The sequence below is a fragment of the Arthrobacter sp. I3 genome (assembly GCF_000520575.1).
Taxonomy (GTDB): domain Bacteria; phylum Actinomycetota; class Actinomycetes; order Actinomycetales; family Micrococcaceae; genus Arthrobacter; species Arthrobacter humicola_A.
Window position 1 is genome coordinate 151054 of the sequence record NZ_KI914938.1, and the last position, 11371, is coordinate 162424.

The 11371-nt window shown below is 67.3% G+C and carries 9 protein-coding genes and 1 pseudogene; 1 reads left to right on the forward strand and 9 read right to left on the reverse strand.

Going from position 1 to position 11371, the window contains the following annotated elements; genetic code table 11:
* The 8 genes and pseudogenes from Y706_RS29340 to Y706_RS0115510 form a co-directional block, all read right to left on the reverse strand.
* A pseudogene (locus Y706_RS29340) lies at nucleotides 1-761 on the reverse strand (hypothetical protein); the annotation flags it as partial.
* A 153-nt stretch (nucleotides 762-914) separates the two neighbouring features.
* Nucleotides 915-1985 (reverse strand): Gfo/Idh/MocA family protein, encoded by a 1071-nt coding sequence (locus Y706_RS0115480; protein WP_028277315.1) that lies wholly within the window; start codon nucleotides 1983-1985, stop codon nucleotides 915-917.
* Nucleotides 1986-2234: 249 nt separating this feature from the next.
* Nucleotides 2235-2942, reverse strand: a complete 708-nt coding sequence (locus Y706_RS0115485; RefSeq protein ID WP_028277316.1) for an ABC transporter ATP-binding protein — start codon at nucleotides 2940-2942, stop codon at nucleotides 2235-2237.
* A 2-nt stretch (nucleotides 2943-2944) separates the two neighbouring features.
* Nucleotides 2945-4372: an ABC transporter permease gene (locus Y706_RS0115490; RefSeq protein WP_028277317.1), complete on the reverse strand. Its 1428-nt coding sequence runs from the start codon at nucleotides 4370-4372 to the stop codon at nucleotides 2945-2947.
* A 292-nt stretch (nucleotides 4373-4664) separates the two neighbouring features.
* A complete protein-coding gene (locus Y706_RS0115495; protein WP_043436250.1) occupies nucleotides 4665-5768 on the reverse strand; it encodes a substrate-binding domain-containing protein in 1104 nt (367 codons plus the stop codon).
* Between the two features lie 64 nt (nucleotides 5769-5832).
* Complete coding sequence (gene mmsB / locus Y706_RS0115500; RefSeq protein WP_028277319.1) at nucleotides 5833-7101, reverse strand: multiple monosaccharide ABC transporter permease; 1269 nt, start codon at nucleotides 7099-7101, stop codon at nucleotides 5833-5835.
* 54 nt (nucleotides 7102-7155) lie between these two features.
* A complete protein-coding gene (gene mmsA, locus Y706_RS0115505) occupies nucleotides 7156-8712 on the reverse strand; it encodes a multiple monosaccharide ABC transporter ATP-binding protein (protein WP_028277320.1) in 1557 nt (518 codons plus the stop codon).
* Nucleotides 8713-8843: 131 nt separating this feature from the next.
* The gene (locus Y706_RS0115510; protein ID WP_028277321.1) at nucleotides 8844-10034 is read right to left on the reverse strand and encodes an ROK family transcriptional regulator; all 1191 of its coding nucleotides are present in this window, start codon (nucleotides 10032-10034) and stop codon (nucleotides 8844-8846) included.
* 241 nt (nucleotides 10035-10275) lie between these two features.
* On the opposite strand from Y706_RS0115510, the gene Y706_RS0115515 reads away from it, so the two are divergent.
* Nucleotides 10276-11082, forward strand: a complete 807-nt coding sequence (locus Y706_RS0115515) for a nitrilase-related carbon-nitrogen hydrolase (RefSeq protein WP_028277322.1) — start codon at nucleotides 10276-10278, stop codon at nucleotides 11080-11082.
* Here the strand turns inward: Y706_RS0115515 and Y706_RS28285 are convergent.
* The coding region (locus Y706_RS28285) for a helix-turn-helix domain-containing protein (protein WP_162159080.1) at nucleotides 11061-11371 on the reverse strand (311 nt) is incomplete at its 5' end. The genes Y706_RS0115515 and Y706_RS28285 overlap by 22 nt on opposite strands.

Consider the following 11371-nt stretch of genomic DNA (forward strand, 5'->3'; position numbering starts at 1 on the left):
GCCGGCGATCCCGCCGCGACGTCGCCGCCTGGAACGATGCCGCCTGGAACGACGCCGTCTGGAACGACGCCGTCTGGTGGGCCGGCCGCGGGGTCGCCGGGGAGCGGAGCTGCTGGATCCGGAACCGGGGCCGCGGGGTCGCCCGGGAGCGGAGCTGCTGGAGCCGGGGCCGCGGGGTCGCCGACCGGCGGTTCGACGCCGGGAACCGGTACCGCAGGGTCCACCACCGGCGGAACAACACCGGGAACCGGAATCGCAGGGTCCAGCACGGGCCCGGTTGCCGGCGGGGTGACTGCCGGTTCAGGGAGCGAGGGGTCAGGGAGCGCCGGGGAGGGGAGTGCCGGGTCCGGTGCCGCCTGCCCAGGGGCGGCGGGCGGTGGCGCGTCGGGAACCGCCGGGTCAGCGTCGGTGCGGGCGGGCCCGTCCGGGTCGGCAGGAACGACGTCGGCGGAAGCTACTGCCGGCCCCGGAACAGTGGCCGCCGCCCAGGTGCCCGCCGGGACCGCGGGGAGGTCCACGGAAACCACGCCGTCGAGGGAGGGAACAGGGAGGTCGTCGGCGTCCGTACACGAGGCGGCGGCCGCGCTCTCGCCGGCGTCGTCGGCCGTCCCGTAGAACGCGCAGGCGTCGTCCGCCTGCGCGGCCGTGCAGGTCAGTGTCAGCCACGCGGCGCCGGCGACGGCGGCCAAGAGCACGCGGCGCAAGGGGCGCAGGGGGCGCAGGGTGCGGCCCGCGCGGGAGGACGCTGCTGCAGGATCCATGCGCGCACCCCCGCTCCCGGAAGACTGGACAATTGCCTACAGGGTAAGTCGGCCCCAACAGGAGAGTCCAGAGCGGGGCCGAAACTGTAGGCATACCGAGACACTTGGAATGCGCCGGGTCCGTTGCCTGGCGGCGTGGAAAGTGGGAGGCGGTTAGTGGGCGTCGTTGGGGTAGCTCACGCCGAGCTGCGCGCGTACGCCGTCGAAAAGCCGCATGGTGTTCAGGGAGTCCTCCAGCGGCATGACCGGGCTCTCGGTGAGGCCCTGCTGGATGCACCGCGTGACCTCGCGGAGCTCGTAAGTGTAGCCACGTCCCACCACCGTGAACTGCTCCGTACGTGGCCCCTCGAAGCCGATCCGGACCAGCAGTTCCTTCGGGTTGTTGATGGAGCCCGGGCTCTGGAGGTAGCCCTTGGTGCCGGCGACGGTGGCCGTGCGGGGGCCGTAGGCCATCAATGACGAGGTCAGTTGGGCCTGGGCGCCGTGGTGGTAACCGAGCGTCAACGCATTCTGGGCGTCGACGCCGTCGTCGTTCAGCCAGCCGGTGGCGCTGACCGTTTGCGGGAACCCCAGGGTGCCGAGCGCCCAGAGCAGGGGATAGACGGTCATATCCAGCAGGGCGCCGCCACCGTCCTTGGGTGCCCAAAGCCGGGAACCGGGCGAGTACGGCGCCGGAAAGCCGAGGTCGGCGCCGACCCATTTCACCTCGCCGATCTCGCCCGATGCAGCGATCTCGAACGCCCGCTGCATGCTGGGCAGGAACCGGCTCCACACCGCCTCCATCAGGAAGACTCCGTTGGTCCGGGCCGCAGCGATCAACTCGGCTGCTTCCCGGGCATTGATCGTGAGGGCCTTCTCGCAGAGCACGTGTTTGCCGGCGTTGAGGGCGGCGAGGGCTATCTTGTGATGGTGGGCGTGCGGGGTGGCGACGTAGACGACGTCGACGGCGTCATTGGCGAGCAGGCGGGCGTAGCCACTCGCGCCGTTCTGGTCACCGTAGGCGTGGACAAAGCCGTAGTCGGCCGCGAACGCGTCCGCGGCCGCCTGTGTGCGGGAGCTGACGGCGTACAGTTCCGCATCCGCCAGCAGCCCAAGGTCGCGTGTAACCGAAGCGGCGATCCCGCCGGTGGCGATGACGCCCCAGCGCAACCTGGCGCCGGTGGCTGTGCGGGGATCCTGGTCCGGCTGGCTGAACAGCCACGGCTTTGCGATGAGGGCAGACATGGTGCCATCTTCTCACCCAGGGGCGGGCGGGCCGCAGTGTTGACGGCCCTGGCATGGCGGAGGTTCGACGCGGAGATCCAGTCTCACGAAGTTCAGCCCCGGCGGCTCGACGCCGGAGCCGCGGGCGGGCCCCCAAGGCCTGCCCGCAGCTCCGACGCCTAAGCCCTCGCAGCTCCGCCGCCGGAGTCCCCGCAGCCGGGCGGACCTCAGGGGGTCGGCCGCGGCTGGAGTTCAGCAGCCGGCCGGTCCTCAGCCGGTCAGGGCCGCCGCCGCACGAGTGCGGGCCGGTTCCTCCGTGAGCCGGCCCTGCTGGAGCCGGAAGCGCCGGTCCGTCTTGTTGGCCAGGGCGCGGTCGTGGGTGACCACCAGGATGGTGGTGTTGTGGTCCCGGCTGAGCGTGCTCAGCAGTTCGATGATGTGCTCGCCTGTCTGTTCGTCCAGGTTGCCGGTGGGTTCATCGGCCAGGATCAGTTTGGGTTCGTTCGCCAGGGCCCGGGCGATCGCCACCCGCTGCTGCTCGCCGCCGGAGAGCCGGTTGATGCGCCGCCCGTGCTTGTCCGGATCGAGCTGGACCTGTTCGAGCAGCTGCCGGGCCCGCTCGGCGCGCGCGGCCTTTCGCACGCCGGCGAATTCCATCGGCAGCATCACGTTGTCCACGGCCGAGAGGTTCGGGATCAGGTTGAACTGCTGGAACACGAAGCCGATGTCCCGGCGCCTGTAGTTGGTCAGTTTCCCGTCGGGCATGCTGGCCAGGCTCACGCCGTTGACCACCACGTCGCCGCTGGTGGGCTTGTCCAGCGCCCCGAGCAAGGAAAGTAGGGTGCTCTTGCCGCTGCCGCTCTTGCCCACGATCGAGGCCAGCGTGCCCTGCTCGAGCTCGAAGCTGACATCGTTGACCGGCTTGATGGTCCGGTCGCCGGACTTGAACGTGCGGACCAGGTTCTTGACTTCGATCATGGCTATTCTCCTCGGAGGACTTCGATGGGACGGATCCGGGCGGTGAGCAGGGCCGGGACGAGCGCGCCGATTATGGCGACGCCGAAAACTGCGGCGATGCCCGCGGCGATGACGCCGGGGGAGGCGCTCGCCGTCACGGAGGTCAGCAGCTGGCTGGCCCCGCCCAGCGGTCCGCCCGCCCCGCCCGGGAACCCGCCCCCGGGAAAGCCGCCAGCGCCGCCGCGCTGGCCGGTGGCCGCCGCGCTCGTGCTGCTGCTTGAACTGATGAGGGCGCTGGCGATGCCGCCGCTTGCAAGGGAGGCGACGGCGGCGCCCACCACGCTGCCCATGGCCACCAGCACGAGGGCCTCCAGCACAAACTGCAGGCCGATGGTGCGGTTCGGGGCGCCGATGGCCTTCAGGACACCGATCTCGCGGCGTCGTTCGCGGACCAGCATGACCATGATCAGGAGGATGATCAGGCCGGCGGTGCCAAGGGCCGCGACGAAGGCGATGAAGGAAATGTTCTTGACGCTGTCCAGCGAGCTGACGGCGGTCTCAAGGTTCCGCTGGCCCTGGGTGACGTCGGCCTTGTCGGAGCCCAGCGCCGTGTGCAGGGCGGTCTTGGCGGCGTCGACGTTTTCCATGCTATTGACCGTGACGATCATGGTGGAGAGTTCGTCCGGGAGCGCGGCGAGGGTCTGGGCGGTCGGCAGCGTCACGTAGAGCGCATTGTTGCCGAACGCGGTCCCGGCGTCGAACAGCCCCTGGACGGTGAAGGCTTTATCACCGATGGTGAACGTCGAGCCCACGCTGAGGCCGTTCTTGGTGGCCAGAGTGGTGCCCAGCAGGGCGCCGGTGGATGCGGCGGTGTAGTTGCCCAGGCCGGTGCCCTGCGTCAGCTGCAGGGCCTTGCCGGTGGAGTCCATCTCGGCGCCGATGCCCGTTGCCGTGATGGGCAGCGAGAACGCCGGTGCGGCCTGCGCGGTGCTGCTTCCGGAGGCGCCGGTACTGGCTTGGTTACGGTTGCCGAGGGTGCCGGCGTCGACGGCGGCCGTGAGGCTCGTGGTGACGGAGGTGGCCGACTGGCCGCCGGGGCCGCCTTGGCCTGTCCGTCCTGACGCGGCCTCGGCGGCCATGTCAGCGGCGTTGCGCAGGCGCAGCGCCTTGGTGCCGACCACGCTGCTGACGTTGGGGACGGCCGCCGCCGTGGCCGCCTGGGCGGACGTCAGCGGCTCGCCGCCGCCCTCGAAGCCCTGGCCGCCGGCCGGGTTCACGGTCAGGACCGTGCCCACCGAGGCGTTCAGCTCGGCAACCTTGCCGGTGACGGCCTGGTTGGCCACGAGCATGGCCAGGGCAAGTCCAATGGCTACGGCCAGCACCGCCACCACAGCGGCCGTCCTGACCTTGTTTCGAAAGGCGTTGCCTACACTCCGGGCAAGAACGCTCACGGTGCTCCTAGTTTTTCTTGGGTGTCTCTGGGGGTATCTCCTGCCGGGCCCGATGCCCGGCGCTGGTCCCACAGTGGTACGGGCCGCTGTGCGAACCTCCCGGCGAAGCTATGTCTCCGCTGTGAAGCCGATTGCCGCAGGCGAGGTCACCGCCAAGGTCACCGCCAAGGTCCCAGCCGGGACACCACGGCCGGCGCACCACGGCCAACGCAAGAGCCCCGGCCCTCCCTTGCGGGAGAGCCGGGGCTCTGTACTCTGGCGCGGCCGGTGAAGCGGTCGCCCAGATAAGGAACTACTGCTTGGTGATCGGGCCGAGGACCGGATCGTTCTCGTACGCCGTGTGGACGTTGTCCTTGGTGACGATGACCGGTTCCAGCAGGTAGGCGGGAACAACCTTGACCGTGTTGTTGTAGGACTTGTCGTCGTTGATCTCGGGCGTCTTGCCTGCCTGAATGTCGTTGACCATGACGATCGAGTGCTCAACGAGCGCGCGGGTGTCCTTGTTGATGGTGGAGTACTGCTCGCCCGCCATGATGGACTTGACCGACTCAACCTCGGAGTCCTGGCCCGTGACAATCGGAAGCGGCTTGCCGGCGGCCTTGACGGAGGTCAGGATCGCGCGGGCAATGGTGTCGTTCGGGGACAGCACGCCATCGAGGGCTGCGGTGCCGTAGGTTCCGGCGAGGAGGGTGTCCATGCGCTTCTGGGCGTTTTCTGCCTTCCAGCCCTGGGTCACAGCCTGCTCGAAGCTCGTCTGGCCGGAGAGGACCTTGAGGGTGCCGTCGTCGATCTTCGGCTTCAGGACGCTCATGGCGCCGTCGAAGAAGACCTTCGCGTTGGCGTCATCAGGGGAACCAGCGAAGAGCTCGATGTTGTACGGGCCTTCCGGCTTCTTGCCCTTCATGCCGTCCAGCAGCGCCTTGCCCTGGAGTTCACCGACCTTGAAGTTGTCGTAGGCCACGTAGTAGTCCACGTTCGGGGTGTTCAGCAGCAGACGGTCGTACGCGATGATCGTTGCGCCGGCGTCCTTGGCCTGCTGGAGCTGGGTGCCCAGCTGTGCACCGTCGATGGCGCCGACGATGATGACCTTGTCGCCCTTGGTGATCATGGCGCTGATCTGGTTCTGCTGCTCCGAGACGCCGCCGTTGGCGAACTGCACGTCCGGCTTGTAGCCGGCCGCGGTGAGCCCGTCGTTGAACAGCTGTTCGGCCAGGACCCAGTTTTCCGAGGTCTTCTGGGGGAGTGCGACGCCGATCGAGGAGCCCTTCGGGAATGCTTCGCCGCCGGTGGAGGAACCGCTGGTGGTGCCGGTGTCGGAACGACCGCAGGCTGTCAGCGCCAGTGCCGCAATAGCAGCGATTGCTGCTGCCTTTCCTGCTTTACCAATCATTCGCATTGCTTGGTTCACTTTCTTTTGATGGTGGGGAGAATCGTGGGGTTGGGGAACCGTGGGGAGGGGCTCAGATCCCCCTCGAGATGACCTCTTTGGTCTGGGTGGTCTCGTCGGCCTTGATCTCGCTGCTGCGGCCGAAGTTCTTCATCAGCATGCCGACGATCGATTTCTTGCCCTGGGTCTTGTTGTAGACGTCGAACGCGACGGCGATCAGGAGCACGAGGCCCTTGATGATCTGGGTGAGGTCGGCGCCGACGCCGAGCAGCTGCAGGCCGTTGTTCAGGACCGCCATGACCAGGCCGCCGATGATCGAGCCGATCACGGTGCCCACACCGCCGGTGACCGCGGCGCCGCCGATGAAGACGGCCGCGATGGCGTCCAGTTCCCAGCCGACGCCGTCGAACGGTCCCGAGGCGGTGGAGCGGCCGACGAAGATCATGCCGGCGAGGCCGGCCAGGAAGGACATGTTCATCATGACCAGGAAGTTGACCTTCTTGGACTGGACGCCGGAGAGCTCCGCAGCGTGCCGGTTGCCGCCGACCGCGTAGATGTGGCGGCCGATGACGGTCTTGGAGGAGATGAAGCCGTAGACGATGATGAGGACGGCGAGGATCAGGCCTGGCACCGGGAAGGACGTGCCCGGACGGCCGGTGGCGAAGAGGTACGTCGCGTAGAGGATGGCGCCGCAGACCAGCACGAGTTTGAGGATCATGACCCAGGCTTCGGGGACCTCGGCGCCGAGCTTCTTGGCGTTGCGGCGGGACCGGATCTCGCTGAAGATCACGAACGCGACGGCGAGCAGGCCGATCAGCATGGTTGGGTTGTTGTAGCCGGTCTTCGGGCCGAACTCGGCCAGGTAGCCGGAGCCGATGTACTGGAAATCCGCCGGGACCGGGATGGTGTTCGACTTGCCGACGAACTGGTTGGCGCCGCGGAAGATCAGCATGCCGGACAGCGTCACGATGAACGCGGGAATCCCGACGTAGGCGACCCAGAATCCCTGCCACATTCCGATCAGGACGCCCAGCCCCAGCCCCATCAGGACGCCGATGTACCAGGGCAGGCCCCAGTCGCGGATGAAGAGTGACACGCAGACACCCACGAAAGCCGCGACGGAACCGACCGAGAGGTCGATGTGCCCGGCGATGATGACCAGCACCATGCCGATGGCGAGGATCAGGATGTAGGAGTTGCCGTTGAAGAGGTTGATGACGTTGCCCGATGTGAGCGTGCGGCCCTCCGTGAAAATCTCGAAGAACACGATCAGCGCAACCAGGGCGAAGATCATGCCGAATTGGCGGGTGTTGCCGCCAAAGAGCTTCTTGAGCGCGTTCATTGTTTCAGTCCTTGTGTCCGGGGTGTTCGGATTGTTCTGGTTTGTCCCAAAGGGTCAAGCGGTTTTGCGGGCGGACGTCATGAGTTTCATGAGGCTTTCCTGGCTGGCTTCGTCCTTGTTCAGCACGCCGGTGATGGCGCCTTCGAAAATCGTGTAGATCCGGTCCGAGAGGCCCAGCAGTTCGGGCAGTTCCGAGGAAATGACGATCACGGCCTTGCCCTCGTTGGCCAGCTTCTGGATGATGCCGTAGATCTCGTACTTGGCCCCGACATCGATCCCGCGGGTGGGCTCGTCCAGGATCAGCACGTCCGGGTCGGTGAACATCCATTTCGCCAGCACGACCTTCTGCTGGTTGCCGCCCGAGAGCTTCGCGACGCCTTCCTCCACGGAGGGCGTCTTGGTCCGCAGCGACTTCCGGTATTCCTCCGCGACGGCGTATTCCTTGTTGGCGTCCACCACGAAGTTCTTGCTGATCTTGCGCAGGTTTGCCGAGACGGTGGTGGCCTTGATGTCGTCCAGCAGGTTCAGGCCCAGGGACTTGCGGTCCTCGGTGACGTAACCCAGCCCGGCGTCGATCGCCTGGCGGACGCTCCTGAGCTGCAGTTCCTTGCCGTCTTTGTAGACATGGCCCGAGATGAAGCGGCCGTAGGAGCGGCCGAACACGGACCGGGCCAGCTCGGTGCGTCCGGCGCCCATCAGGCCCGCGAACCCGACGATCTCGCCCCGGCGGACAAAGAAGTTGGAGTTCTTGCAGACCAGGCGGTCCTGGATCTGCGGATGCCCGACGTTCCAGTTCTTCACCTCGAAGAGGACCTCGCCGATCTTCGGCTCGTGGTCCGGGAACCGTGATTCCAGTGTCCGGCCCACCATGCCCTTGATGATCCGGTCCTCGTCGACGCCGTCGGCCTTGACGTTCAGGGTCTCGATCGACTTGCCGTCGCGGATGATCGTGATCTCATCCGCGATCTGTTCGATCTCGTTGAGCTTGTGCGAAATGATAATCGAGGTGATTCCGCGGCCCTTGAGGCCCAGCATGAGGTCCAGCAGGTGCTGGGAGTCGGACTCGTTCAGCGCCGCCGTGGGCTCGTCCAGGATCAGGAGCTTGACCGACTTGTTCAGGGCCTTGGCGATCTCGACCAGCTGCTGCTTGCCGACGCCGATCTCCTTGATGGGGGTGTCCGGGTCCTCGCGCAGCCCCACCCGGGCCAGCAGTTCGGTGGACCGGGTCCGGGCCTCGGCCCAGTTGATCACGCCGCGCTTGGTGGGCTCGTTGCCGAGGAAGATGTTCTCCATGATGGAGAGTTCGGGGATCAGCGCGAGTTCTTGGTGGATGATCACGATCCCGGCGTGCTCGCTGGCCCGGATGTCCTTGAACTCCTGGACCTCGTTCTGGTACACGATGTCGCCGGTGTAGGTGCCGTAGGGATATACACCCGAGAGCACCTTCATCAGGGTCGATTTCCCGGCGCCGTTCTCACCACAGATGGCGTGGATCTCGCCGGCCTTCACCCGCAGGCTCACATCGGCCAAAGCTTTAACGCCGGGGAATTCTTTGGTGATGGAACGCATCTCGAGGATTAGCGGATCACTGTGCGTGTTGAGGGACGTCATCTGCCCTTACGCCTCCAATGCATGACTTCGTTGTCCGCCCCTGCAAACCGCAGGGCCGTCTGATGGAAAAGTAAACTGGATCACAGCCCTTGTCGTCAAGTCTTTAACGCAACAGCCGCATAACGAAATGGTTAGTTTCGCCGGATTCCGGCGTGCTGGAAGACCAAAGCCGTGGCCCCGAGGGCCTCGGCCCGGTCGCCCAGGGACGACATCGTGAGGGTGGTTGTCTCGCCAATGACCGGCACCGCGTGGCGGATCAGGCCGCGCCGGATCGGGTCCAGCAGCAGCTGGCCAAGGCCCGCCAGCGGGCCGCCGACCACGATGACTTCGGGGTTGATCAGGTTCGCCACGTTGCCCAGGGCGCGCCCGACGGCGAGCCCGGCGTCGTCCACGACACGGAGCGTGGCGGAGTCCTTCTCCAGGGCCTTGCGAACGATGTCCCCGGGCGAGAGCGGCCGGTCCTCGCCGCGGCTCAGGAGCTCGATCATGGTGGTGGTGGAGGCGATGGTTTCCAGGCAGCCGCGGTTCCCGCAGCGGCAGATCAGTCCGTGCTCGTGGATGGTGGCATGGCCGATTTCGCCGGTGATGCCCACGTTGCCGTAGTACGGGACGCCGTTGAGGATCAGCCCCGCGCCGATGCCCGAGCCGATCTTGAGGAACATCAGGTTGCTGATGCCGCTGTGCGGCCCCCAGGTGACCTCGGAGAGGGCGCCCAGGTTGGCGTCGTTGTCCACGAAGACGGGGAGTTCCAGCGCTTCTTCGAGGCGTTTGAGGATGTTGATGCCCACCCATTCGGGCAGGATCGCGCCTTGCGCCACGGTGCCGGTGCGGCGGTCGATCGGGCCGGGAATTCCGACGCCGGCACCCACCAGGGCGCTGCGTTCCACACCGCTGTCCGTGAGCAGCCGGTCCAGCACCCCGACGGCGGCCTGGATGCCTTCCTCGGCGTGGTGGCCCAGGGGCAGCAGGACGGACTCTTCGGCGATCACGTGGTAACTCAGCGAGGCCAGCACGACGCGCAGGTGGCGCCGGCCGAAGTCGATTCCGACGGCGACGGCCCCGTTGCTGTTGAGCCGGACGTTCAGGGCGCGCCGCCCGGAACTGGTGATCGGTTCAGTCGAGGCCAGCCCGGCGTCCTGCATGATTTTGACGATGTTCGAGACCGTGGCTGTCGAAAGCCCGGTCTGGCGGGCCAGTTCCGCCTGCGTGGATGGGCCCGCAAGGAGGCATTCAATGATCCGCTGCTGGTTCAAATGCCGGAGGGCGGACTGCGATCCGGGGTTCTTGGTTCGGCTCCTCGTTGAGCGCGTTGGTGAGGGCATGCTATGAAGCGTGACGCATTCACGCCTTGTAGTCAAGAAGTTAACGCAACGATAACGGCCGCGCTGCACGAATGCCGGGGAGACGGCGGTCAGCACCCGCCGTCTCCGCGGCAAGGACGTTCTGCCCCGCTGGCACGCTGTCCGGGTGGAATTGCACCACACCCCGCGTTCCGGGCCGCGGCTACTCTGGTCGGGAGAGCCCGCCGCGCCCCGCGGAGGCGCCCGGAAACGTGAGGTGGTAATGGTGCTGCTGGCCCTGATGCAGGCGAACTCCGCCGTGCTGGACATCGAGGCGAACTGCGCCGCGGTGGAGGTCGCGGCGCGCAATGCGTCCGCCGCGGGCGCGCAGCTGCTGGTGACCCCGGAACTCTTCCCCGTGGGCTACGCGCCGCGGCGGCTGCGGGAGGCGTTCGATCCCGGCAGGTTGCCCGCGCTTCGGGAAGTCCTGGCCGGCATCGCGCGGCGCAACACCATCGCCCTGGTCTACAGCCTGCCCGCGGTGACACCGGCTGGCGGGTGGCACATTTCCGCCACCCTGGTCGACGAGGCGGGCGACGAGCTGCTCAGTTACGACAAGGTGCACTTGTTCGGCCCGGACGAGCGGGCGGCGTTTACGCCCGCCGCGGCTGCCCCCGGCGTCGTGGATTTCCACGGGCACAAAACGGCGCTGGTCATCTGCTACGACATTGAGTTTCCCGAGTCGGCGCGGGCTGCCGCCCTGCGCGGCGCGGACCTGCTGCTGGTGCCGACGGCACTCGCCGGCGGATTCGACGTCGTGCCGCAGGTGCTGATCCGGGCCCGCGCCCTGGAGAACCAGCTGACGGTCGCCTACGCCAATCACACCGGTTCGGAGGATGATTGCGACTTCCGCGGCGGCAGCATCGTCGCGGGCCCGGACGGCTCGGTCCTGGCCGCGGCCGGAGCGGGGCCGGAACTGTTGTTTGCCGAGCTGGGTGAGCCCGGCCGCGCCGCGGCAGACGGCATCGAGGACGCCGTGGACTACCTGCGCGACCGCCGCCCGGAGATCTACCGCTCCTGGGAAGTCTGACCTGCGGTGGCCGGTGCACTGGACGCCTGACCTGCGGTGGCCGGGGTGGGCGGATCAGGCTCGGCCTGGTACTGCAGGGCGATCCAGAGTTCCGCGCGCGCCTGGGCCTGGTTGAGGTCAAGGCCCAGCAGCTCAGCGATGATGCCGATCTGCCGGCGGACGCTGTTTCGATGCAGTCCCGTGGCCTTTGCCGTGGCGTCCCAGCTTCCGTTTTCGCCCAGCCAGGCCCGCAGGATGCCGAGCAGGCTGTCGCGGCGCTCCGGCTCGAGGGCGAGCAGGGGCGCCAGCA

Excerpts from the sequence above, each read along its gene's own strand:
- Y706_RS0115485 (WP_028277316.1), bottom strand. The coding sequence starts at position 2,942 with ATGATCGAAGTCAAGAACCTGGTCCGCACGTTCAAGTCCGGCGACCGG.
- Y706_RS0115515 (WP_028277322.1), top strand. The coding sequence starts at position 10,276 with ATGGTGCTGCTGGCCCTGATGCAGGCGAACTCCGCCGTGCTGGACATC.
- Y706_RS0115480 (WP_028277315.1), bottom strand. The coding sequence starts at position 1,985 with ATGTCTGCCCTCATCGCAAAGCCGTGGCTGTTCAGCCAGCCGGACCAG.
- mmsA (WP_028277320.1), bottom strand. The coding sequence starts at position 8,712 with ATGACGTCCCTCAACACGCACAGTGATCCGCTAATCCTCGAGATGCGT.
- mmsB (WP_028277319.1), bottom strand. The coding sequence starts at position 7,101 with ATGAACGCGCTCAAGAAGCTCTTTGGCGGCAACACCCGCCAATTCGGC.
- Y706_RS0115510 (WP_028277321.1), bottom strand. The coding sequence starts at position 10,034 with ATGCCCTCACCAACGCGCTCAACGAGGAGCCGAACCAAGAACCCCGGA.
- Y706_RS0115495 (WP_043436250.1), bottom strand. The coding sequence starts at position 5,768 with ATGCGAATGATTGGTAAAGCAGGAAAGGCAGCAGCAATCGCTGCTATT.